At 35.5% G+C, this 23,363-nt stretch carries 22 protein-coding genes, 1 tRNA gene and 1 pseudogene; 16 read left to right on the forward strand and 8 right to left on the reverse strand.

Features of this window, described 5'->3' with window-relative positions; genetic code table 11:
• Positions 1 to 756 carry a 3-oxoacyl-ACP reductase FabG gene (locus IPM14_06425; protein MBK9097758.1) on the forward strand — a complete coding sequence of 252 codons (756 nt, stop codon included), beginning with the start codon at positions 1 to 3 and terminating at the stop codon, positions 754 to 756.
• Positions 757 to 780: 24 nt separating this feature from the next.
• Positions 781 to 1,248, forward strand: coding sequence for a DUF2231 domain-containing protein (locus tag IPM14_06430; GenBank protein ID MBK9097759.1), 468 nt, complete (start codon positions 781 to 783; stop codon positions 1,246 to 1,248).
• Between the two features lie 49 nt (positions 1,249 to 1,297).
• Here the strand turns inward: IPM14_06430 and IPM14_06435 are convergent.
• Positions 1,298 to 1,393 (reverse strand): annotated as a pseudogene (locus IPM14_06435) (hypothetical protein).
• A gap of 483 nt (positions 1,394 to 1,876) precedes the next feature.
• On the opposite strand from IPM14_06435, the gene IPM14_06440 reads away from it, so the two are divergent.
• Together IPM14_06440 and IPM14_06445 are read left to right on the forward strand one after the other, a co-directional pair.
• The gene (locus IPM14_06440; protein ID MBK9097760.1) at positions 1,877 to 2,659 is read left to right on the forward strand and encodes an enoyl-CoA hydratase/isomerase family protein; all 783 of its coding nucleotides are present in this window, start codon (positions 1,877 to 1,879) and stop codon (positions 2,657 to 2,659) included.
• 17 nt (positions 2,660 to 2,676) lie between these two features.
• Positions 2,677 to 3,678, forward strand: a complete 1,002-nt coding sequence (locus IPM14_06445) for a hypothetical protein (GenBank protein MBK9097761.1) — start codon at positions 2,677 to 2,679, stop codon at positions 3,676 to 3,678.
• Positions 3,679 to 3,685: 7 nt separating this feature from the next.
• Here IPM14_06445 and IPM14_06450 read toward each other — a convergent pair whose 3' ends face one another.
• Entirely contained in the window at positions 3,686 to 5,053 is a 1,368-nt protein-coding gene (locus IPM14_06450; protein MBK9097762.1) for an insulinase family protein, read from the reverse strand.
• Entirely contained in the window at positions 5,043 to 6,317 is a 1,275-nt protein-coding gene (locus tag IPM14_06455) for an insulinase family protein (protein ID MBK9097763.1), read from the reverse strand. Before IPM14_06455 ends, IPM14_06450 begins: the two co-directional genes overlap by 11 nt.
• Before the next feature lie 277 nt (positions 6,318 to 6,594).
• Between IPM14_06455 and IPM14_06460 the strand changes: the two genes are divergently transcribed.
• A complete protein-coding gene (locus IPM14_06460) occupies positions 6,595 to 7,287 on the forward strand; it encodes a TonB-dependent receptor (GenBank protein ID MBK9097764.1) in 693 nt (230 codons plus the stop codon).
• Positions 7,271 to 9,349, forward strand: coding sequence for a TonB-dependent receptor (locus IPM14_06465; GenBank protein ID MBK9097765.1), 2,079 nt, complete (start codon positions 7,271 to 7,273; stop codon positions 9,347 to 9,349). Before IPM14_06460 ends, IPM14_06465 begins: the two co-directional genes overlap by 17 nt.
• Positions 9,350 to 9,401: 52 nt before the next feature.
• Here IPM14_06465 and lepB read toward each other — a convergent pair whose 3' ends face one another.
• The gene (gene lepB / locus IPM14_06470; GenBank protein ID MBK9097766.1) at positions 9,402 to 10,373 is read right to left on the reverse strand and encodes a signal peptidase I; all 972 of its coding nucleotides are present in this window, start codon (positions 10,371 to 10,373) and stop codon (positions 9,402 to 9,404) included.
• A 157-nt stretch (positions 10,374 to 10,530) separates the two neighbouring features.
• Positions 10,531 to 11,805: a peptidoglycan DD-metalloendopeptidase family protein gene (locus tag IPM14_06475; GenBank protein MBK9097767.1), complete on the reverse strand. Its 1,275-nt coding sequence runs from the start codon at positions 11,803 to 11,805 to the stop codon at positions 10,531 to 10,533.
• A gap of 151 nt (positions 11,806 to 11,956) precedes the next feature.
• Between IPM14_06475 and IPM14_06480 the strand changes: the two genes are divergently transcribed.
• The 7 genes from IPM14_06480 (at position 11,957) to IPM14_06510 (ending at position 18,497) form a co-directional block, all read left to right on the forward strand.
• Positions 11,957 to 13,453 (forward strand): SLC13/DASS family transporter, encoded by a 1,497-nt coding sequence (locus IPM14_06480; GenBank protein MBK9097768.1) that lies wholly within the window; start codon positions 11,957 to 11,959, stop codon positions 13,451 to 13,453.
• Positions 13,454 to 13,474: 21 nt separating this feature from the next.
• Positions 13,475 to 13,813, forward strand: coding sequence for a DUF4286 family protein (locus IPM14_06485; GenBank protein MBK9097769.1), 339 nt, complete (start codon positions 13,475 to 13,477; stop codon positions 13,811 to 13,813).
• A 66-nt stretch (positions 13,814 to 13,879) separates the two neighbouring features.
• On the forward strand, positions 13,880 to 14,290 hold the full coding sequence (locus tag IPM14_06490; protein ID MBK9097770.1) for a hypothetical protein: 411 nt from the start codon (positions 13,880 to 13,882) through the stop codon (positions 14,288 to 14,290).
• Positions 14,291 to 14,400: 110 nt separating this feature from the next.
• On the forward strand, positions 14,401 to 16,236 hold the full coding sequence (pepF, locus tag IPM14_06495; GenBank protein MBK9097771.1) for an oligoendopeptidase F: 1,836 nt from the start codon (positions 14,401 to 14,403) through the stop codon (positions 16,234 to 16,236).
• Positions 16,233 to 17,249 carry a guanosine monophosphate reductase gene (locus IPM14_06500; protein MBK9097772.1) on the forward strand — a complete coding sequence of 339 codons (1,017 nt, stop codon included), beginning with the start codon at positions 16,233 to 16,235 and terminating at the stop codon, positions 17,247 to 17,249. The genes pepF and IPM14_06500 overlap by 4 nt, the downstream gene beginning before the upstream one ends.
• A 49-nt stretch (positions 17,250 to 17,298) precedes the next feature.
• Positions 17,299 to 17,811, forward strand: coding sequence for a bacterioferritin (locus IPM14_06505; protein MBK9097773.1), 513 nt, complete (start codon positions 17,299 to 17,301; stop codon positions 17,809 to 17,811).
• 134 nt (positions 17,812 to 17,945) lie between these two features.
• Entirely contained in the window at positions 17,946 to 18,497 is a 552-nt protein-coding gene (locus tag IPM14_06510; GenBank protein MBK9097774.1) for a hypothetical protein, read from the forward strand.
• An 8-nt stretch (positions 18,498 to 18,505) separates the two neighbouring features.
• On the opposite strand, the gene IPM14_06515 is transcribed toward IPM14_06510, so the two are convergent.
• From IPM14_06515 to IPM14_06525, 3 genes are all read right to left on the reverse strand, one after another.
• Complete coding sequence (locus IPM14_06515; GenBank protein MBK9097775.1) at positions 18,506 to 20,752, reverse strand: copper-translocating P-type ATPase; 2,247 nt, start codon at positions 20,750 to 20,752, stop codon at positions 18,506 to 18,508.
• Positions 20,749 to 20,964 carry a heavy-metal-associated domain-containing protein gene (locus IPM14_06520; GenBank protein MBK9097776.1) on the reverse strand — a complete coding sequence of 72 codons (216 nt, stop codon included), beginning with the start codon at positions 20,962 to 20,964 and terminating at the stop codon, positions 20,749 to 20,751. The genes IPM14_06515 and IPM14_06520 overlap by 4 nt, the downstream gene beginning before the upstream one ends.
• 104 nt (positions 20,965 to 21,068) lie before the next feature.
• Positions 21,069 to 21,638 (reverse strand): helix-turn-helix domain-containing protein, encoded by a 570-nt coding sequence (locus tag IPM14_06525; protein MBK9097777.1) that lies wholly within the window; start codon positions 21,636 to 21,638, stop codon positions 21,069 to 21,071.
• 192 nt (positions 21,639 to 21,830) lie between these two features.
• On the opposite strand from IPM14_06525, the gene IPM14_06530 reads away from it, so the two are divergent.
• The 3 genes from IPM14_06530 to IPM14_06540 all read left to right on the forward strand — a co-directional run bounded on the left by IPM14_06530 (position 21,831) and on the right by IPM14_06540 (position 23,280).
• Positions 21,831 to 22,130, forward strand: coding sequence for an integration host factor subunit beta (locus IPM14_06530; GenBank protein MBK9097778.1), 300 nt, complete (start codon positions 21,831 to 21,833; stop codon positions 22,128 to 22,130).
• 6 nt (positions 22,131 to 22,136) lie between these two features.
• Positions 22,137 to 23,000, forward strand: coding sequence for a tetratricopeptide repeat protein (locus tag IPM14_06535; GenBank protein MBK9097779.1), 864 nt, complete (start codon positions 22,137 to 22,139; stop codon positions 22,998 to 23,000).
• A 207-nt stretch (positions 23,001 to 23,207) separates the two neighbouring features.
• Positions 23,208 to 23,280: transfer RNA gene (locus IPM14_06540), tRNA-Thr, on the forward strand.
• Positions 23,281 to 23,363 lie beyond the last annotated feature (83 nt).

Here is a 23,363-nt window from a genome sequence, read left to right on the forward strand (position 1 = left end):
ATGATATCTCTAAAAAATAAAAATGTGCTTGTAACGGGTGGCTCCCGTGGAATTGGTAAAGCATGTGTCGAATTATTCCTGAATGCAGGTGCAAATGTTGCGTTCACATTTCAGTTGGCAGAAGATCAGGCTAAAAAGATATCCGAGAGTTTTACCGGTTCTTCAAAACTTAAATATTATAAAATGAATCTTAATGAACCTGCTTCGATTGAGAAATCACTGACAGCAATACTAGATGATTTTGGGAATATCGACATACTGGTGAATAATGGCGGAATCTGGAAGGAAGCTGCAATCGATGAAATGACTCTTGAACAGTGGAATGAGACAATGAATATAAATCTTACGAGCACATATCTGTTAACGAAATTTGTTGTTCCGTGGATGAAAAAAAATAATTATGGACGAATAATAAATATAGCGTCAACTGCCGGACAAAGGGGAGAAGCATTTCATTCGCATTATGCTGCATCAAAAGGTGGGATGATTTCATTAACCAAATCACTCGCTTCAGAATTAGGAAAGCACAACATTACAGTTAATTGTGTAGCACCCGGATGGGTAATTACAGATATGACCACTGATTCACTTGATGATGAAGCTACATACAAAAAAGTTTTAGGTGATATTCCGTTGAATAAAATCGCAAAACCTGAAGAAATTGCTGGACCAGTTCTATTTCTTGCATCTGAGCTGGCTTCACATATAACCGGAGAAATTCTTAACGTAAACGGTGGATCAGTTTTATGTGGCTAATCTTGAAAAGGATTTAGTGTTTTAATGGAAACTAATTTTTTAGCAGAGATTCATCCAAAAGTTGTTCACTTTCCGATTGCATTATTTACAACTTATGCTTTTCTGGAAATCGTTGGGATTTTGTTGAAAAAAGAATTTCTTATTAAGTCAGCTTTATTAATTCTGTGCATCGGTGTCGTGACTTCTTTCTTTGCCGTACTTACGGGTAATCAGGCTGCAACTGAGTTTACTTTTTGGAGTGACGAAAGCAGTGCTTTGTTAAATGAACACCAAACTCATGCAACTTACCTTCTATGGTTTGCGTTGTTAGTTTGTGCCTTAAGAATAGTTTTAGTTATAAAGAAAAAAATGGCAGGTCCGGCGAAATACCTGTTCGTACTTTTTGCATTAGTGTTAATCTTCCTGGTTTATCAAACCGGAAATTACGGAGGCGATCTTGTGAAAAAATTTGGTGTAGGAACAGAAGTTATAATTAAGAGTGATTCAAATTAATTAAGTTTGAGATGTATTGATCATGAAATTAGCAAAATACATTTTAGTTTTATTGGTATTTCTTCACACAACAATGTTCGCGGAAAAACCACCCGCAAGTAAAGCTGTTGGTGTTTTTATGGCAGTAGGTGTTGGAGCAAGACTTCCTATTTCAGATTTCGCAAACTCAACCGACCTTGGTTATGGTTTGAATGTCGAAGCATCTTATACAGACAGTGATTATTTACCATTCTTCATCTTTGCCAGACTCGGGTATGAGCAATTTCCGGGCTCGCAGGATTTTTATCAGCAGACTGATTACTCAAATTATTCCACGACAATAGTTCCGATATCCCTCGGAGTAAGATATTATTTTAGCCCGATGGTTGAGAGCATTATTCTTTTAATGCCAATTGTTGAAGGTTCAGTCTCCTACACTTACTTCAATGTTCTGAATGAATTTAAAGCTGATGCGGGTAGAACAAACTTCAGGGAAAATCTATGGAAATTCGGTGGAACAATCGGTGCCGGCGTATCAATGTTCATGCTTGAAATCATGGCTAATTATAATTACTACAACTCAAACCAGTACATATCTTTTAATCTGAATGTCAGACTTCCATTAATTGTAAACTTATGAGGTTAATAAATGAATTATCAAAACATTTTATTTGAAATTAAGAATCATACAGGGTTAGTAACAATAAATCGTCCCGATAAACTTAATGCATTGAATAATCAAACTATTAATGAAATTGAAGATGTAATCAATTCTATTAAAAATAATCCTGAAATTTTTACTGTAGTAATAACCGGAAGCGGTGAGAAAGCATTTGTTGCCGGAGCAGATATCGCTGAGTTAAATAATCTTGACGTAATTTCTGCAAAAGAATTTTCTGAGAAAGGTAACAGAGTATTCAGAACAATTGAAACGCTCGATAAACCTGTTATAGCAGCGGTTAATGGATTTGCTTTGGGCGGTGGATGTGAATTAGCATCAGCTTGCCATATCAGAATTGCAAGTGAAAATGCTAAATTCGGTCAACCGGAAGTCAATCTCGGAATCATTCCGGGTTATGGTGGTACACAAAGACTTGCACGCATTGTTAATTCAGCGAGAGCACTTGAAATGATTTTGACCGGAGATATGATTACTTCTGATGAAGCTCTCAGAATAGGTCTGGTTAACAAAGTTTATCCTCAAGCTGATCTATTAAGTAAAACTTTAGAACTCGCAGATAAAATTGCTTCCAAAGGACAGCAGGCAATTCGGTTTGCACTCAAAGCAGTAAAAGCAACAGATAATATGTCTTTATCGGAAGGTTTGAGTTATGAAGCAAGTTTATTTGCTTTGACTTGCGGAACCGAAGACTTTAAAGAGGGAACTTCAGCGTTTCTTCAAAAAAGGAAACCTGATTTTAAAAACCGCTGATCAATTAATTTTCCAATATGACTTCATTTGACTTCAGAAGAAAACTACTCATTTCATTGCTTTCTCTGGCAATACTATTAGTTGCTGTAAAAATATTATTGCAAAATATTAGTGAATCATCAAGTCCGAACGATTTGATAAGTGAAAACGAAATTCGTCAAAAGTTCAGTACTATTCTTCATGATTTCAGTATTGAGCAAAAACTAATCAAGGAAAAAAGAGTTGTAGATAAATCTTCAGGAATGGAAATCTCAAGTTATAAAATTCAAGTGCCGAAAGATTTAACAATTCCGGAGATTCTTTCAGAAATTTATCAGACATTTGTAATAGACAGCCTGAAAATTAATTCAATAGAGAAAGTCAAGAACGGAAAAACAATTGTTTCTTTACAAAATGGAAAAGATGTTTTACTGAACTGCGAGTTCGACTATTCAAAAACTTATTATCGCAATAAGGGGTATGTTTCATTCCTAATAAAAGATGTTGAGCTAAGTGATCCTTCGTCAATACAATTATTAGAATCATCAGAAAAAATAAATTTTCTTTTACGACCATCCAGCAGTGTGCTTAATCAGCTTGGGAAAATTCAAAATTATGGTCAGCAGTTTTCGGTACTGATTGATGATGATTTGGCGGAACAAAAGTACGAACTTGATCCATCTCATTCCGAAGTAAGAATAACGACAGTGATCAAAACTTTAGTCACTGATTTTCAAAAGGCAGTTTGTTTTATAGTTGATGACAATTCTTCTTTTTATAAATCATCAAACTTTGAAGTATTTGAAAAAGAATTACTGAAAAGAAAAATTAGACTATTCACTATTTCTGATTTTGTGAATCTGAATAACGATGAAACAATGATCGAAGGATTTAATAGAGAAATTGAATCAATGAATCCAGGTGCTTCAGTAATATTCCTGATGAATGAAGACTCTTATTTTTCAATTGTGCCGGATATAAAGAAATTCAAAAAACAAGGTTATCGTTTTATTGCGAGCAGCTTAATTCTGCAAAATTAAATTGAGTTCAAACCTCAAATATTTTTTCATATTCAACTACTTTAATCTCACCAAATTTATCTCCTTTTAGTTGATTCAAAATTTTATTTGAATCTCCAGCTAAAACTGTTACTAATTCATCAGATCGGATTGATTTCTTTGCGATTTTATTTACTTCTTCCAGGGTCACTGAATTAACTCTATCAACATAACTTTCAAAATAATCATCTGGCAGATTATGCATGATTTTACTGATAATATTTCCTGAAACCTGGCGGTAAGTTTCAAAGTTTGAAGGGAATCGTTTAATCATCGATGATTTGGCAAACTCTAACTCATCAGCTGTGATACCATCAATTATTTTATCAACTTCGTAAAATATTTCTTTAAGTGCTGGATGTGTCAAATCAGTATCAACTGATGTTGAAATACCAAAGTAACCTGCATCCTTCCAGTAATTGAATCTTGAATGGATTCCATATGTGTAGCCGTTCTTTTCTCTGAGATTAAGATTTAATCTGCTTGAAAACTGACCGCCGAAAACAAGATTGAAAATCTGCTTTTGAAAATAATCGTCAGGATTTCTTTTAGTTGTCAAATGCCCCATCCTGATTTCCGTTTGTACCGAATCTGCTTTATCAATTATAAAAAGCCGGCTGCTTGAATTTTTAAATTCAAACACCTGCTCTTTCATTGTGGATTTAGAAATCCATTCAGTGACTGCTGAATTTATTTGTGATTGAAGGCTATTTGAATCAATGTCACCTACAACCACAAGTTTTGAATTCAATGGGATGAAATTATTGAAGTAGCTATTTCTCACAGTTTCAATATTAATTTTATTCAAAGTTTTATCAATACCGAGCGTTGGAAAAGCATATGGTGAAGAATTACTAAAAAGAAAATATTCAAAAGCTGTATCCGCCAAATAATCTGGCTCGGCATTTAATTGCTTGAGCTTTACGAGAACCTTATTCTGCTCACGCCTAAAATCTGCTTCATTGAGTTGTGGTTTTGTCAGAACATCCGCAAACAGTTTCAGAGCTCTATTGAAATTTTCAGTTAACACCTGAAGTGACATTAAAATCACATCAGCATCTGTAGAAACTGAAAATTGTGCTCCAAGCATTTCAAATTCATCAGCAAGCTGGAGTGAGTTCAATTCACCAGCACCTTCATCGACGCACATCGCCAGAAGATTATTTAATCCTTGCAAGTGCAGCGGGTCATAACGACTGCCGCTGTTCACAATCAAATTTAACCGGATAATCGGCAGCTCATTTTTTTCAACAGAGTAAATATCCAAACCATTATCTAGTCTTTGAGTGTGGATCTTCGGAAGCTTGAAATCAATATTACCAGAGCTTATGGGTCTTTTAGTTCTGTCAATTTGCATTTTTATTTCCTGGAATTATGCGAAGCTCAACAAAATTATTCTTTAAATATTTTTCAGTAGCAATTGTCACATCCTGCAATTCTGTTTCTAAGTATCTGTTCAAATCAAAATTGAAAGAATTCGGTTCAGCAAGGTAGAAGTTATAAAGATTCAGCAAGTCTGCGACTGTATCAATATTCTGAAGTGAATAAATAAAATTTGATGTGATAACATTTTTTGATCTTTTAAGTTCCTGTTCACTGATTGTTCCTCCAGTGATCGAGTTGATTTCATCGAAAATAATTTTTTTAATTTCATCAAGAGACCTGCCCGGTTTGGCAGTTGCAACTACCATAAAATGCCCTCCATATTTACCTGAAAATTGCATGGAATTAACATCCTGCGCTATCTCCAATTCATAAATAAGTTTACGTGTAAGTCTGGCATTTTTAGAACCGGTCAGTATATCTGAAAGGATATCCAGTTTTGCGTCATCTTGTTCGAAAGCTTTCACCGAATTCCATGCAATGTATATTCTTTCAAGATTTACTTTATCTTCGTAAACAATAAACTTATTTTCATTGATCAGAGAAGACGTTTTTGTAAGAATGCCCGGCTGACCGTTAGACCGAATGTCGGCAAAATATTTTTCGATTAATATTTTTGTTTGTTGAATATCGAAGTTGCCTGCAATTACCAAAGTTGCATTGGAAGGAGAATAGTACTTTCTAAAAAAGTTTCTCACATCTTCAATTGTATATCCCTTTATATCATCAGAATATCCGATTGTCGGCCAACTGTAAGGATGACCATCAGAATAAATATTTGAAATAAGTTTTTCCCAGGCCAAACCATATGGTTGGTTGTCGTACCTTTCCAATCTTTCATTTAAAACTACACTTTTCTGATTGTCGAGTTTTACCTGGTCAAGAGCGTTAAGAAAAAATCCCATTCTGTCTGATTCAAGCCAGAGTGCAAGTTCCAGTTCATTAGCAGGAAGTTTTTCGAAGTAGTTCGTTCTGTCAAAACTGGTTGAAGCATTCAGATTGCCGCCAGCTTCCTGTATATACTTGAAATGCATTTCTTTTGCAACATTTTGCGAACCTTGAAACATCATATGCTCAAAGAGATGAGCAAGTCCTGTCTTGCCAGGGACTTCATTTGCAGAGCCAACTTTGTACCACAAGTTCACCGAAGCAAATGGAATCGAAGTATTTTGATTCAGGATCACTTCAAGTCCGTTCGCAAGGTTAAATTTTTCGTAATTTATATCTAACAGGTTCATATTTCACTTTTTAATATTGATTGATAAACAGCAAATTTCCCTCTTTTAGTTCAAATTAATCTTAATAAAATAAAAAAAACAACAAAATGACGTATTAAGTAAATATTAATTTTCAGAAAAAACTTGAATTCATCAGGAATATACCAAATATTTGTTGGTGTAAATTAAAACTTTTTCATCCGGGGTGGGAAGAAAATGTTGAGGGCTTATATTTGATACAATTTCATTTCTTAACTAACCATAAATCACATTCACAAATTAATATAGGAGAAGATGTATGAGTAAATTCTTTACCTTCATCGTAACAAACTTTCTCCTGTTCTCATCTTTAGCTTTTGCTCAAACATATACCATAAGCGGTAAAGTTACAGATGGAATGAACGGAGAACCTCTGATTGGAGCAAATATCTTTTTACAGGGAACGTCCTGGGGTGCTGCATCGGATGCACAAGGAAATTATTCTATTGTAGCAAAACCTGGAAAATATACAATCACCTGTAGCTATATCGGCTATGATAAGGTTGAACAGGATATCAATCTTATGGGTGATATGACCATGAATTTTAGTCTGAAAGAATATCAGTTCACCCTTAGTGTAACTGTATTATCCGATAGGGTCAGAGAAAGAGAAACACCTGTCGCCTATACAAATATCAGTAAAGAGCAAATGAAATTTAATCTGGGTTCTCGTGATATTCCTTTAGTTATGAATACAACTCCTTCTGTTTTTGCTACAGATTTGGGTGGTGGAGCAGGAGACGCCAGAATTAATGTTCGTGGATTTAATCAAAGAAATATTGGAATAATGATTAATGGTATTCCAATCAACGATATGGAAAATGGTTGGGTATATTGGTCTAATTGGGATGGTTTGGGTGATGCTACATCTTCTATTGAAATGCAACGGGGTTTGAGTGCTGTCAACCTTGCAACTCCGTCCATTGGTGTACAGTATGAACATTATAACTGATCCAACTCAACATAAAGCTGGTGCATTCTTTCAAAGTGAAATAGGTACCGGTGGATTTAGTAAGCAAACATTATTTGGGCATACAGGATTAGTTGATGGTAAGTTTGCAATGAGTTTTGGTGGAGTCCGAAAAGTGGGTGATGGACATGCAGATAAAGTTTGGACGGATGCTTGGGCATATTATCTTGGTATGGCTTATCAAGTTAACACTGATAACAGATTAGAACTATATGCTATGGGTGCACCACAGCAGCATGGACAAAGACGTTGGTCATTAAACGCGGCGACTTTTAGTCATGAGCTGGCGAGCGATTTGGGTTTTCCAGATGAAGCATTAAATGATCCAAGATTAAGAGAGCAAGGTCTGCTTTATAATTCAAACTGGGCTGGTGTTAGTACAGCTTATGATGGCTTGCAGTGGCAAAGATCATACTGGAACAATGATATCAATCAACGCTATGACGCGAGTTCGATAAATGAAAGTGTAAACTATTTTCATAAACCCTTGGTTAACCTGAACTGGTACTCTCAATTTTCTGATGTTTTCAGCTTGTATTCAACCGTATATTATTCTGGTGGACAGGGCGGTGGATCGGGAACATTTGGTAGCTTAAATTATAATACAAGTTTGTTACAGAGAGTTGTTGATTGGAATTCGACAATTGAAGAAAATATGAACAGCATTGTTTTCGACGATCCTTATGGCACTGGTGATTCATCTTTTTATGCAATTACAACTGATAGAAGAAACGATCCAAACTATAATCGTAGTGGTATTCTGAGAAACAGTGTGAACAATCAGTGGACTCTGGGTGCAATATCAAAAGCTTACTGGAAGGCGAGTAATACTTTAAATACATCTTTTGGTATAGATGTACGAAGAGCCGTCATAGATCATTATAGAGAGGTACGCGATTTATTAGGAAACGATTTTTATCATTATAATGGAAATGAATTCGAAAGTGGCACTCAATACTTTAAGAAATTAAGTGATCGCATTGATTATGACAATACCAATACTGTTAGTTGGCTTGGAGGTTATATTCAAGCAGAGTGGACAAAGGATATTTATACCGTATATGGTACTGCTGGTTATACAATGATAAAATATGATTACGTTGATCATTTCAGAATGGATGATTCCGGTGGCGAATTAACTTTGGATCCTGACTGGTTAAGTGGATATCAGTTCAAAGGTGGAGCAAGCTTTAGAACATCAGATAACGTTCAATTATATGTAAATGGCGGTTACGTCTCAAAAGTACCTGTATTTGATGGCGTTATTAGCGATTGGAACTCTACATTAATTGAAGATCCCAAGAATGAAATATTTATATCATTCGAACTAGGTGCTAATACTAATTTTCTGCAGAAGGAATTGACATTAAATGGAAATTTATACTTTACAGATTGGTCTGATAGGGTTGATAATAGAAATCCCTCAGGGACTGATGATTTAGTAAGACTTTTTGATGTCAGCTCTCGGCATATGGGTGTTGAATTACAAGGTGCCTGGCAGCCGGTTAGATTTTTTAGGCTCGATGCTGCTTTTAGTTATGGCATTTGGGAGTACACAGATGATGTAAATGGAGTATATATTTTTAATGATTTTCCTGATTCCACAGTTGAACAAAACGCTTACATCAAAGACTTGAAAATTGGTGATGCCCCGCAGACTCAACTTGCGGCTTCGATTACTATTTTCCCTGTTCAGGGTATGCAAGCCCAATTACTCTGGAGATCTTATAGTAATTATTATTCTCAGTTCGATCCTGTCAGCAGAAGCAACCCGGACGATAGAGAACAAACTTGGCAAATACCTACTTATAACCTGCTTGAGTTGCATTTTGCATATGGCTTACCCAGCCAAGTACTCGGTTTGGATGTGACTCTTTTTGCTCACGTATTTAACTTGACCAATGAGTTGTATGTACAGGATGCAATTGATAACAGTGAATTCAATGCTTGGTCTGTGGATGGGAAGAATCACAAAGCTGATGATGCGGAAATCTATCCTGGTATGCCAACTTCCTTTAACGTTGGATTCAGCGCTGCATTCTAATCTTGATTACTTTAAGAGAGAGGCTGCCTTAGAGGAGGCAGCCTTTTTTATATTAGTGCAGAAGTAATAAAATTCTATCGGTCCGGATAGATCCGAGAAGTTTAAATAACTGTGAAAAAGGAATATCTCTATCCCAGGAAAAAAGAGTGATGAAAGCTTCGCCAACAACCATATCTCTCGGAACCAATCCCCAGAATCTGCTGTCAAGGCTATCGTCCCTATTATCGCCCATCATGAAATAATAATCTTTTTTAAACGTATACGATGAAACAGGATTTCCTTCGATAGTAACAGCACCATTTTTCATATCAACAACACGCTTACCATATTCACGATCAATAATTGTTCGCCATTGTTCAACGTTGTATTTGTTCAAAGGAATTGTTGATCCTTTCCGCGGGATGAAAAGAGGTCCGTAGTTATCTTCATTCCATGGCATCCCTTTTGGAAAGATTCTCGGCTCAGCAACTCCCTTTGGAACCGGTTTAAGAAAATTTCCGTACCTGCCTTTATAATATTTTATGAAAGTCGGTCTCCAAAACTCTTTTCCATTTACAAATACAACTTTATCTTTTATCTCAACAGTATCACCCGGAACTCCAATACATCTTTTCACATAGTTTACTCCGCGCTCTGTAGCGAAAAGCTGATCACGATCTCCCGGGTATTCAAATACAACAATGTCTTTAGCTTTTGGTTCTTTGAAAGCAGGCAAACGGAAAAAAGGGAGTTCAATTTCTGTAAACGGAATATATTTTGGCGATGAAGCACCATAGATAAATTTATTAACAAGAACAAAATCACCAACTAGAATTGTATCTTCCATAGAGCCGGTTGGGATTCTTGTATTCTGAATAATAAAGGTTATAATAAAGAAAGCTGCAATTGCTGCCCAGAATAACTGTCTGAAGAATTCAATAAACTTTTCAGTTAATGTTTCCGGTTTTTTTCTTTCTTTCTTTTTCCAGAATAAAATTTTTTTTAATTGCTTTTCTGTTTCCGGGGAAGTGTTTTTATCTGTCATTTTTTAAGTTGTAAAAATGGTGTTGCTAAAATTGGATGATTTATATTTATAGAATTATTAAAAAAACGGTGTGAAATATAATCTCTTTACAATTAAGAAGAAGGTTAAATTTTAATAGAAGGATTATTTCTGATAAGAATGAACCAAAATCAACATATCATGCAGGATTTGTAATAACAGGAATGTGGATTTTATCAAGCATTTGCAAAACACTGTCCTTCTGAATTATATATTGTACTTTTAGTTCATCTTTTACCGGATGGGAAGGTGGAACTTCAACTTTTAATGGATCAACAGCTTTTCCATTAATAAAGAATCTGTAATCCAGATGCGGACCTGTGGATAATCCGGTGCTGCCAACATAACCAATTATCTGACCTTGCTGTACTCTTGCGCCTTTTTTCAATCCCTTTGCATATCTGGATAAGTGTAAATACATAGTTGTATAAACAGAATTATGCCTGATTTTAATAAACTTGCCTGCACCGCCATTATATCCGATCTCTGCAACTGCCCCATCTCCAGTTGATCTTATCGGAGTTCCGACAGGTGCTGCATAATCCACACCGAGATGTGGTCTTCTGGTTTTAAGGACTGGATGCAATCTGCTCTTGCTGTACCGAGAACTGATTCTGCCAAACTCCAGCGGAGCCTTGAGAAAAGCTTTTCGTAAACTGTTTCCATCTTCATCAAAATATTGGGATACGCTGTCTTGCATAAACGGTACGGCATAAAAATCTTTTCCATTATGATTAAAACAGGCCCCTAATATTTTTCCGATAGCAAAAAATTTATCATCAATAAATAATTCTTCGTAAATAACTTTAAAGTTATCTCCTTTTTGAAGATGATAGAAATCAATTTGCCAAGCAAAAATCTGAGAGAGTTTTATTGCAAGTTCGGGAGTTGCTTCAACATCTATCAGAGAAACCCAAAGCGATTGATCAATTACCGCCGATTTTTGATTTTCTCGTATGATGATTTCCTTTTCGCTCTCATAAACCTGGATGGAGTCTTTCAAATTAAAAACAACAAAGTGTTTGGGATTTTTTTCGTAGACAAAATATGCAAGTGTACTAGATGAATCGTCAAATGTAAAAGCATGATAAATATTACCGGCAACGATTCTCTTTACATCAAGATATGGCTGGGCTTTGTTGACAATCTGATTTATATTGGACGCAGAGACACCGTGCTTTAGTAAAATGTCAGAAAGTGTTTCGTTTTTTGCTACGGAATAAGTCTGTTGTTCAAGTGAGTCAGAATAAAAGCCAAATGTATTCGGGACTTTCTTCTGAGCGGGTTCTTGACCAATTTTGCTGTTAGAGTCAGAACATTGTAACAACGAAGAAAAGAGAAGGGGAACAAACGCAATACCTATAAATAGATAAATAAACCGAATATATGCGCTGGTATTTTTGTTTGTTTTCACTAATCGATAAATGACTGATAAAATTTTTAACAAAATTAGGCACAATTTTAAAATAATGCAACGTAGAATTAAAAAGTATTTAACAGTCATCTCTCAAAGTTCCTTCTGGTTAAATTAATTTTTATTTTGACATTAATTCTTTTAGAACAATATGCAAAGACATAAACTGTTCGGTTATATCGCGGGAACAATTGCATTCATATCATTGATGATTGTCGGAGATTTTGATCCTGCTCGGCCGCAGATCAACACAATGTCTGCCATCGCAGCTCTGATGGCAGTTCTCTGGATAACTGAGGCAATTCCTCTGGCAACAACTTCGCTGATTCCAATTATTTTCTTCCCACTTACAGGAATTTTATCGACTGAAGAAATCGCATCTTCATATATAAACTCCATCATTTTTCTTTTTCTTGGTGGATTTCTTATCGCCATCGCAATGGAAGAGTGGAATCTCCACAAGAGAATTGCTTTAAAGATAATTATGATTTTTGGTGGAAGTCCTTCGTCAATAATTTTTGGATTTATGGCGGCCGGTGCTTTCTTATCTATGTGGATTTCAAATACAGCAACTGCATTAATGCTTTTACCTATTGGGATGGCAGTAATTCAAAAACTTGAAGCTGAATTTGGTAATGAGCGAACTCACAATTTCAATATAAATATATTATTAGCTATTGCATATTCCTGCTCAATAGGCGGGATTGCAACATTAATCGGCACACCACCGAATCTGGTTATGGTCAAAACTCTTGAAGTGCTTTTTCCTGAATCACCCTCCATCTCTTTTGGGAACTGGATGATACTAGCATTGCCGATTTCTTTTCTGATGCTCATTTCAGTTGGTGTTCTTCTAACGAAAATTCTATTTAAAGTTGATGAAAAAATTAATCTTGGGCGTGAATTCATAAAATTAGAATATCAACAGCTCGGAAAACTATCTTTTGAAGAAAGAGCTGTTAGTATAATATTTGTTTTAACTGCCATCCTCTGGATTTTCAGAAGCGATATTTTTCTTGGATTTACAACAATTCCTGGCTGGTCTAATTTGCTGCCAAACTCTGAATTAATAAATGACGGTACGGTCTCTATCACAATGGCATTTATTCTGTTTCTAATTCCATCAAAATCCGGAAAGAGAGCCTTGCTTGATGCTGCTGCTTTTGTAAAAATTCCATGGGGAGTAATTCTATTGTTTGGCGGTGGATTTGCTCTTGCAAAAGGTTTTACCGCCACCGGTTTATCTGAATTTCTCGGGCATCAATTAACAGGATTATCTTCAGTCTCACCCATATTTATAATTATCATTACCGCGACCCTTGTAACATTTTTAACTGAGCTTACTTCCAATACTGCATTGACACAAATGATACTTCCGATTGTTGCATCTGTTTCAGTGGCAATTGGACTAAATCCATTATTGCTGATGTTTACTGCAACTTTATCTGCTTCGATGGCGTTTATGCTGCCAGTTGCAACTCCACCAAACACAATAATTTTTTCAGGCGGACGAATAAAAATCATTGAGATGGCAAAAACAGGTTTCTTACTGAACTTAACCGGAATTGTAGTAATTAGTTTGTGCGTTTATTTTCTCGGCGGATTATTATTTGATCTTGAAACCTTTCCATCGTGGGCAAAACCTTGATCAATTTAAGGAAGCATCAAGATGATAACATATAGTGTGACAATTAATGTTAAGAAAGAAATCGAAGATTCGTGGCTTAAATGGATGAAAGAAGTTCATATAAAGGATGTAATCAAAACAGGATTTTTTAATGATTGGCAGATTAAAAAACTGATACTACCCGAACCGGGAAATGAAGAATCGGCTTTTGTAATAAATTACATAACCGATTCAATCGACAAATATTATAAATATATTGAAGAGGAAGCGCCGCGTTTACAGAAGGAACACACACAAAAATTCGATGGAAAATTTAAAGCTTCACATCTGTATACCTCTCCATCTCAAAATAAAAACTATATGCGTGGTTTGTTATTTTGATTTCAATTTTATAATATCTAACAGAAAATAATCCATTTCTTATCTGATTATTTAAGGAAAGCTGATTTGATAAAGTTTGCTTTTATTCTCATCATAATCTGTGTTACATATTCGTGCAGGGAAGAGATAATCGAGCCCGGCAATTTTGTGGAAAAAGTTAATGAACCTGTTCAATTGAGGGAAAACAGTTCTTATACATTTCTATTAAATGCAGAGAATCTCACCATGAATATTTCCGCTCCGCTCTACTTCAGCTCATCAAGGACACGGTTTAATGTAAAACTGGCTGGTTATGAATCCGGATATACCAGTGTGGAGGTGCAGGATTTTAATATGGTTGAAAGGTTCAGCTATTTTGTAGCAGAAGATGTTTCCTATCATAGTGAGTTGCTTGATGGTTATGTGCCGGCGACAATCAATATCCGAACAAATAATTTTACAGGGAAAATTCAAATCGAATTCAGAAAAACACTGTAGCCACAGCGTTTTATAAAACAAATCAAATTAAAATTTCTTATCTTTTAGCTGCAATTCGAAAATACTTTTTTATTCATGATTGTTCTGATTTAAATTAAAAACTCACAACTATGTCCGAAATAAAATTATTCTCCATTACAGCCGAAAGTAAAACAATTCCCGAGAGAGAAGTTATTGATCCAAAAGACAAGTGGGATTTAACCGATATTTATAAAAGTGATGATGATTGGGAGAAGACTTTCAACTCTGTATCTGTGCAGATCGATGAGTATAAAAAGTTTGAAGGAAAACTGGCAGAGAGTTCGGAAAAATTATTAGCATGCTTCAAGTTTGATGAGCAGATTAACATTCAGCTCGACAGGCTGCATCTCTATGCCATGCTTTCAAAAGACAGCGACATGAGAGTAGGCAAATATCATTCAATGGATGATCGTATAAAATCACTCTATGCAAAAGTCGGTGCAGCAAGTGCATACATCCGTCCGGAACTACTGCAAATCCCCGATAAAAAATTATTAGAGATGATTGAATCAAATACAGAATTAAAAATTTATAAACACTCAATCGAAGATCTTCTCCGATCCAAAAAACACACTCTTTCGAACCAGGAAGAAAAAATCCTCGCGATGAGTTCGGAGATGGCACAAACTCCTTATAATACTTTTTCAATTTTTACCAATGCTGATTTAAAGCTCCCAATGGTCGAGGATGAAAATGGAGAGATGACGGAACTTTCTCATGGAAGATATTATTCTGCAATGTATTCAAAAAACAGAGATTACAGAGAAAGAGTGTTTAAAGCATATCTTGGTTCTTTCAGAAGCTACATCAATACTTTCTCGGTTCTGTTCAATGGAAATTTAAAGACTAATATTTTTAATGCACGTGCAAGGAATTTTAATTCTGCTCTCGAAGCTGCTTTACACAGAAATAATATTCCTGTCTCTGTATATCACAACTTGATTGAATCTGCAAATAAAAATCTTCAGCCAATGTACCGATGGGCGTCATTAAAGAGAAAACTTCTCGGTCTGGACAAGTTGTGTCCGTTCGATGTATATGTTACAATCTTTAATTCGAAAAATGAAAAAAAATATAAATACGAGGAAGGAGTAGATATAGTTCGCAACTCACTTCAAATTATGGGAGATGATTATCTTTCATCTCTCAACAAAGCATTTAGTAACAGGTGGATAGATGTTTACGAAACTAAATCGAAGAGAAGCGGCGCTTACTCTTCCGGCACGACATTCGGAGTTCATCCTTATGTTCTGCTGAATTGGACTGATCTTTTAAATGATGTTTTTACTCTAACCCACGAAATGGGACATAATATGCATTCATATTATACAGGCGAGTCCCAGCCTTATCCGTATGCAAATTATTCAATATTCCTGGCTGAAGTTGCGTCGACATTTAATGAATCACTTCTTCTAGATCATCTTCTTGAAATAGCAGACTCAAGAGAAGAAAAACTATTTCTTCTTGAGAGATATCTGAACAACCTCACAGCAACCTTTTACAGACAGGTTATGTTTGCCGAATTTGAAATGATAGTTTACCAGAGAACTGAAAATGGTGAATCATTAACTGCAGAGATTCTTAGCGATATGTACAAGAACATTTATCAGAAATATTGGGGCCCGGATATGTTCATTACTGAGGAAGAAAAATTCACATGGGCGAGAATTCCTCATTTCTATTATAACTTTTACGTTTACCAATATGCAACAGGATTTGCCGCCTCTGAAGTGCTGGCAAAAAAAGTAAAGACAGAGGGTGGATCAGCGGTTAATAAATATCTTGATTTCCTTAAAGCGGGAAGTTCAGATTATCCAATTAATATACTAACAAAGGCAGGTGTGGATATGAATTCTCCTGAGCCGGTTCAGGCTGTCAGTGACAGGATGAATAAAGTCCTCAATGAAATGGAAGAACTTTTATGAAAATATACAGCAAACAGACACTCAATGATTATCATCAATCGTTAACTTATGATGATATAAGTCTTATTCCGACTCAGATATCCGGAATAAAATCAAGAAAAGAAGTTGATACAACTTCTAGTTTTTTAGGGATAAAACTTTCTGTCCCAATAATCTCAAGTCCAATGGAATCAGTTACCGGAATCGAGATGGCAAAAGAGCTTTACAATCTCGGATGCATTGGAATTGTAAATCGTTTTGATTCCTCGCTCGATGAATTATTAAAGAATAAAAATGGAATCAGAAAAATTACAGCCATATCGATCGCTCTCAATACACCAATCGATACAGTCAAAAAACTTGCTGAGGGAAGGCGGATAATTTGTATAGATACTGCTAATGCCAGCAACCGTCAAGTGTTGAAAAAGACTGAACAAGTTAAAAAGAATGTTAGCATAAAAGTGATTGTTGGAAACATTGCTCACGGTGCTTCACTTAAACAACTCGTTGATGCGGGAGCTGACGGAGTAAGAGTGGGAATTGGAAGCGGCAGTGTTTGTTCGACAAGTATTCAAACAGGAATAGGTATCGGGCAGGTTTCTTCAATACTGAATGTTCTCTTTGCCCGAAAAGAAAACAAATTAAAAATAGCGATCATCGCTGATGGTGGAATTAAAGGTGCCGGCGATGTAGCGAAAGCAATTGCACTCGGTGCAGATGCAGTTATGCTCGGAAGACTGCTTGCAGGTACAAGAGAAACACCCGGCGAAGTAATCAGATATAGTGATCAACTTTGGAAAAAATATCGTGGTTCAGCTTCCTTTGGTGTAAAAATGAAAAACGAATTCATTGAAGGGGAGGAAACAATGGTTGCATATAAAGGTGCGGTGCAGAATGTTGTGAACGCAATTTCAGATGGATTGAGAAGTTCAATGAGCTATATGAATTGCCGAACTATTGAAGACTTGAGAAAAATTGAAACATTTGCAGTCCTCAGCAATTCATCATTTCTCGAACGTCTGCCAAAACCATAGTAATATTTTGTAAATTTATGTTAACAATATTTAAAAAAAGGGAGATGTTATGGCTAAAAAAAATATTAACAAAAGTATCGATTTGTTAAATAAAGCAGTCGCAGATGAACTTCTTGCAATTCACCAGTATATGTACTTTCATTTTCATTGTGATGACCAGGGATACGATTTGCTTGCCAGCTTATTTAAAAAAACCGCTATCCAGGAAATGGGTCACGTTGAAGTCCTTTCGGAAAGAATTTTATTCTTGAAGGGTGATGTGGAGATGAAAATCATTGGCAGCGTAAAGAAAATAAAAGATCCGAAAGAGATGTTAAAATGTGCTGCAGATATGGAAAACGAAAGTGCAAAGGAATATAATATCTGGGCGAATGAATGTGCCGCAAATGCTGATTCTGTTTCCAAAAAAATATTTGAAGATTTAGTGCTTGATGAAGAAACTCACTTCGACCAGTTTGATACTGAAATGGAAAATATGGTAAGATTTGGAGAAAATTATTTTGCACTCCAGGCAATTGAAAGAAGCAAAGTCGTTTCTGCACGAGGTCCGGCCTCGGAATAAGATATTCAAAAAATTTTCAGGTCGGGTAACCGACCTTTTTTATTTAATTGAAACTGAATAGATTATAAACGAATAATATTCAAATAACATGCTGTTTTTGATATCGATTTTTAACTGCTTAAAAAAGGTTTTATATGAACACGAAAATATTTTTCACCGGACTTAGTCTTTTACTCATGACATTCATCGTAGTCTCCTGCACAGAAGATCCAACGGAACCAACTGAGGAGAATACACTGCTATATACTTCATTTGAGAACAACGGAAGATTTTCTGCTGACGGATGGACTCTACCTGCTCTTAGCGATTCTTCAAGTGCTGTTCCTTCCGGCGGTGGAAATTTTTCGCTGGTATTAGAAGCTACTGAACCTCCGGAAGTTTATGCTCAAATTACAGTTCCAGTAAAAACACAGTATAATAATTTTAAACTTACTTTCTGGTCCAAAAGCACAGCAGTTACAAACAACGTGTATGGAAAGGCAATTCTATCTTTAGTTAGAAATGGTTCAATTGTACAATCTTCGAGTGTAACAGTTGAAGATATTATTTGGCAGAGTTATAGTATTCAGGATACTTTTAGTGTTGCGTCCGGCGATTCATTTTTGGTTCAATTGTCGGCAGGATTCTCACAACTATTTGCAGGTAAAACTTATTTTGATCTTTGCACACTGTACGGAATTGATTAAAATTTTTTTTAGAGTTTCTTATTCTTAAGTCTTAAAGAATTGCTCACCACAGAAACAGAACTGAATGACATAGCAAGCGCGGCTACCATTGGATTAAGCAAGCCAAATGCTGCAAGTGGTATTCCTATAATATTATAAATGAATGCCCAGAAAAGATTTTGTTTAATCGTTTTTAATGTCAATCGGGAAAGTTTGATAGAATTGACAACTCCGTTCAAATCACCACTCATCAGAACAAGATCGCCCGATTCAATAGCCACGTCAGTTCCTGTTCCTATGGCAATACCAATATCGCTTTTTGTCAGCGCGGGTGCATCATTAATTCCATCGCCTACCATTGCAACAATTTTACCTCCATTCTGAAGATTCGTAATCACATGAAGTTTATCATCAGGAAGTAATTCTGCTTTGTATCGATCAAATCCAACCTTTTCTGAAATATTTTTAGAAGCAGAATCATTATCACCGCTGAGTAAAACCGTCTTTAATTTCATCTCTTTTAATTTATTAACAACTTCACTCGCATTGCTTTTCAATTCGTCTTCCAAAAAAATTAATCCTTCAACTCTTTTATTTACAGCAATGAAAACTTGAATCTTATTGTGGTTGACTGATTCATCAATTAAAGAACTAAGTTTCTGCGTACTCAATGAATAGCTTTCCATCAGCGATTTGTTACCGATGAGCACTTCTTTACTGTCGATTTTTCCCATCAATCCTGAACCGGTAAGACTTGTGAAATCGTCGACACTATCCAATACAATACCTTTACTTGTTGCGTATCGTACAATTGCACTCGCAATAGGATGTTCCGATCTTTGTTCAAGTGAACCTGCTAATCTTAAAATTTCATTTTCATCTAAATCATTTGTGTGGATTGAACTGACAACAGGCCTTCCGGTTGTGATGGTACCGGTTTTATCAAATATTATCGTATCAATTTTGTGTGCAAGTTCCAGGCTTTCAGCATTTTTTATAAGTATTCCTTTTTGGGCTCCTTTTCCTGTCCCGACGATAATTGCAGTTGGAGTTGCAAGTCCAAGTGCGCACGGACATGCAATTATCAGAACAGCCACAAAATTCATAAGTGCTGTGTTAAATCCTTCTGAACTGAACATTAACCAGCCGATGAATGTAATTATCGCAGTAAGAATTATCATTGGAACGAATACAGCTGCAATTTTATCAGCCAGTTTTTGAATCGGTGCTTTCGAGCCTTGAGCTTCTTCAACCATTTTTATGATTTGGCCGAGAACTGAATTATCACCAATAGCAGTTATCTTATACTCGAATGTTCCGGTTTTATTAATTGTTCCGCCAATTACTTTTGAACCCTCACTTTTTTCGATCGGGAGCGATTCACCTGTAATCATTGATTCATCCACAACAGAATAACCAGACATAATTTTTCCGTCTGCAGGGATTTTACCACCGGGTTTAATAATTACAACATCTCCTACAGATAAATCTTCAATTGAAATTTCTTTTTCGACTCCATCTTTTAAGACTACAACTTTTTGTGGTTTTAGTTCTATCAGCTTTTTAATTGCCAGATTAGTTTTTGACTTTGCTTTACTTTCGAGCCATCTTCCCATTAAAATCAGAGTAATAATTACGGCGGCTGTTTCGAAATAGACGTGGTGAATTACCAAGTGTTCAGAGAAAATTTCAGGGAAGAGAACTATAGCAGTACTATAAATGAATGCTGATCCTGTACCAATAGCCACCAGTGAATTCATATCAGCTGTGAAATGCAATAGGTTCTTCCAAAAAATCTTAAAAAACCGTCTACCTGAAATAAAGATCATTGGAATGCTAAGTAAAAACAGAATTTTATTATTAGTATCATGAGAAAATGGCAAATAGCTCCGAGTCAAATCCCACATCATTCCCATGCTTAAAAGGAAAATTGGAATAGTTAAAATTAACGCAATAATAAAATCAGTTCTTAGCTCTTTATCATAATCAGATTCGATATGTATTAGTTCCTGTGTTGACTTATCTTTTTTGTGAAGAGAAGAAAAATCAATTTTGTAACCAGCATCTTCTATTGCACTTGTAATATGTTCCTGCGAAACGGTCTGCTCATCGAATTCGAAAGTTGCTTTTTCAGTTGCCAGGTTCACCGAAACATTTGTTATTCCATCAATCTTACTTAGTGTTTTTTCAACTCTGGCAACACAACTTGCACAAGTCATACCCTCTACCGGAAGGCTGACGATATTTATTTTTTTTTGTGTAATTAAATCATTCATAAAGATATATTTTCAATACTCACAACTTTATAACCAACATCTTCTATTGAATCCTGAACTGTTTTATTTGTCATTTCAGAATCATCGAACTCAACCTCAGCTGATCCAATATTTACTTTGAAACTTTTTAATTTTAGCGCTGAGAGTTTTTTCTCTACTGCTGCTACACAGTGTTGGCAGCTCATTCCTTCTATTCTAATAATTTCTTTCATTTATACTCCAGATTAAATATTGTTAAATAACTGATGGAAAATTAGCGCTAAGTAGGACAGTCTACGTTATAAAATAAAAGATAATTGTTATAGTTTATTTATAACTAGCTCAGATTGTCGAGAGGTTTTCTTCTTTTTCCCTTCAGCTTTTTGAAGTATGATGGATTAAGTCCGGTAATTTGTCTGAACTGATTGGAGAGGTGTTGAACACTGCTGTAGCCAAGTTTATACGCAATCTCGCTCAAAGTTAGTTCATCATATGTAAGTAGTTCTTTTACTTTTTCTATTTTTTGTTTGATAATAAATTTTTCAATTGTAATTCCTTCCATCGATGAGAAAATCGAACTTAACTGACTGTAGTTCATTCTAATCTCACTCGCTAAATATTTTGAAAAGCTGAATTTTTCAATATCATCGTTTTGATGATGAATTTTATTAATGATAAGCACTTTTATTTTTTCAATGATTTTGGAATTCTTGTCATCAACCAGGTCGAAGCCATTCTCGACTAGTAACTTTTTTATTACATTCAAATCCGGTTTTCGATCGGATTTAATATTTGCTTCGCCGAGAGTGATATCTGATACTTCGTAACTTAACTTTTGCAATTCATCTTTTACAACTTTTACACATCTCTGACAGACCATGTTCTTTATGTATAGCTTGGTTTCCATCTAATTTGCTCTGTATCTGATTTTATTAATAACTTCTCTTTTACTAAGATAATGTGGCTTTCTTGAATCTTGCAAAACAAATACGCCATCTCTGTAACTGACTATTTTAATTGATTTTACAGGAAAACTTTATTACTTTAGCAACCTGGTTTTTTGAAAATAGTCCAATAAAAATAATAAAAAGGTGAAAAAATGACCAAGGCTGATATTGTTGACAAAGTTGCAGCCGGCACCGGGCTTACTAAGTTAGAAACTGAAGCCATAGTTGAAGGTTTTTTGAAAACTGTCATTGAAGCATTAAAGGAAGGTAAAGGTATAGAGATAAGAGGGTTCGGTAGCTATAGAGTTAAAAAGAAAAATGCTCGTCAGGCAAGGAATCCCAAAACCGGGGAATCTGTTTTTGTTCCAGAGCACTATGTACCCTCATTCAAATTCTCTAAGGATTTTAAAGAGTTAGTTAATGCCGGAATGCTTGAAAAGAATCGGAGATAAAGATTAGTGAAGTATTGTGTAGAATGTGGTTTTAAACTCGAAGGAGATTTCAAATTCTGTCCTAACTGTGGGGAACCAATTGCATCTTCGGGCGATTCTTTGCAACATAAACAAGTTGTTAAATCAGAACACATAGTTGTATGCAAAAATTGTGGTGAAGAAAATTCAATCGAGAATTCTGTTTGTTTTAGTTGCGGTATTCTTTTAAAAGACAAAAAAAGTTTTTCAACTGAGAAGCAGTCAAAAAGAAATTTACAGATGAATTCAACCCCTGAAAGGGGAAACAGTAAAAAAAATATTATCAATGAAGAGAAGGTTCTTGACAATAAAAAAATTCTGATTATCTCTTCAGCAGTTGTTATAGTTTTCGTTATTGCACTGATTGCTTCTGGTGTTTTTGATTCCGGAGTTCAGCCGAATGTGACACAGATGAATACGCAATCGGAGAATTCCGGTGTGAATATGGCAAATATGCAGGAGATTAAGGATCTGGAAAATAAAGTTGCTTCCAATCCTGAAGATATGGAATCGACTTTACACCTGGCACATTTACTTCAGGATTCAGGTTTTTTCGACAAAGCAATAACCAATTATAGAAAATATTTAGAAAAAAACCCGGAGAATGCTGATGCCCGGGTTGACATGGCAATATGTTATTATAATTTAAATGATTACAACACAGCGATTGCTGAAATGGAAGCTGCACTCAAATATCAGCCAAAACATCAGATTGCTCATTTAAATCTTGGGATCGTCAATCTTACAGCAAAAAATCTTGTAGCATCAAAAGAGTGGTTTCAAAAAACCGTTGATATAGATCCAAACTCTGAGGCAGGTAAAAGAGCTCAGGAATTATTAACTTCACATTAATCAAGAAAAGAGGAAAAAGCGAATGCCTTGTGGAAGAAAAAGAAAACGTCACAAAATGTCTACTCATAAAAGAAAAAAACGTTTAAGAAAGAACAGACATAAAAAGAAAATAAGATAACTATTCTCGGTTGACTGATTGTGTGCTGATTGACTAAATCAAGTTCGCATCATATCAACTCAACAATAAGTGAAATGTCGTTTAGTGTGGCCAACTTAGCTCAGCTGGTAGAGCAGCTCATTCGTAATGAGCAGGTCGCCGGTTCGATCCCGGCAGTTGGCTCAAAGCTAAATAAATCCATTCCGATCGTTTTAATATCTGAAACTAACCCACCTGAACAATTAAAAAAAAATTACTAGAAACAA

This window comes from bacterium (assembly GCA_016716565.1).
Classification (GTDB): domain Bacteria; phylum Bacteroidota; class Ignavibacteria; order Ignavibacteriales; family Ignavibacteriaceae; genus IGN2.

Bases quoted from the DNA above. Each gene is read 5' to 3' on its own strand.
- IPM14_06425 (MBK9097758.1), top strand. From the start codon at position 1: ATGATATCTCTAAAAAATAAAAATGTGCTTGTAACGGGTGGCTCCCGT.
- IPM14_06430 (MBK9097759.1), top strand. From the start codon at position 781: ATGGAAACTAATTTTTTAGCAGAGATTCATCCAAAAGTTGTTCACTTT.
- IPM14_06440 (MBK9097760.1), top strand. From the start codon at position 1,877: ATGAATTATCAAAACATTTTATTTGAAATTAAGAATCATACAGGGTTA.
- IPM14_06445 (MBK9097761.1), top strand. From the start codon at position 2,677: ATGACTTCATTTGACTTCAGAAGAAAACTACTCATTTCATTGCTTTCT.
- IPM14_06450 (MBK9097762.1), bottom strand. From the start codon at position 5,053: ATGCAAATTGACAGAACTAAAAGACCCATAAGCTCTGGTAATATTGAT.
- IPM14_06455 (MBK9097763.1), bottom strand. From the start codon at position 6,317: ATGAACCTGTTAGATATAAATTACGAAAAATTTAACCTTGCGAACGGA.
- IPM14_06460 (MBK9097764.1), top strand. From the start codon at position 6,595: ATGAGTAAATTCTTTACCTTCATCGTAACAAACTTTCTCCTGTTCTCA.
- IPM14_06465 (MBK9097765.1), top strand. From the start codon at position 7,271: ATGAACATTATAACTGATCCAACTCAACATAAAGCTGGTGCATTCTTT.
- lepB (MBK9097766.1), bottom strand. From the start codon at position 10,373: ATGACAGATAAAAACACTTCCCCGGAAACAGAAAAGCAATTAAAAAAA.
- IPM14_06480 (MBK9097768.1), top strand. From the start codon at position 11,957: ATGCAAAGACATAAACTGTTCGGTTATATCGCGGGAACAATTGCATTC.
- IPM14_06485 (MBK9097769.1), top strand. From the start codon at position 13,475: ATGATAACATATAGTGTGACAATTAATGTTAAGAAAGAAATCGAAGAT.
- pepF (MBK9097771.1), top strand. From the start codon at position 14,401: ATGTCCGAAATAAAATTATTCTCCATTACAGCCGAAAGTAAAACAATT.
- IPM14_06500 (MBK9097772.1), top strand. From the start codon at position 16,233: ATGAAAATATACAGCAAACAGACACTCAATGATTATCATCAATCGTTA.
- IPM14_06505 (MBK9097773.1), top strand. From the start codon at position 17,299: ATGGCTAAAAAAAATATTAACAAAAGTATCGATTTGTTAAATAAAGCA.
- IPM14_06510 (MBK9097774.1), top strand. From the start codon at position 17,946: ATGAACACGAAAATATTTTTCACCGGACTTAGTCTTTTACTCATGACA.
- IPM14_06515 (MBK9097775.1), bottom strand. From the start codon at position 20,752: ATGAATGATTTAATTACACAAAAAAAAATAAATATCGTCAGCCTTCCG.
- IPM14_06520 (MBK9097776.1), bottom strand. From the start codon at position 20,964: ATGAAAGAAATTATTAGAATAGAAGGAATGAGCTGCCAACACTGTGTA.
- IPM14_06525 (MBK9097777.1), bottom strand. From the start codon at position 21,638: ATGGAAACCAAGCTATACATAAAGAACATGGTCTGTCAGAGATGTGTA.
- IPM14_06530 (MBK9097778.1), top strand. From the start codon at position 21,831: ATGACCAAGGCTGATATTGTTGACAAAGTTGCAGCCGGCACCGGGCTT.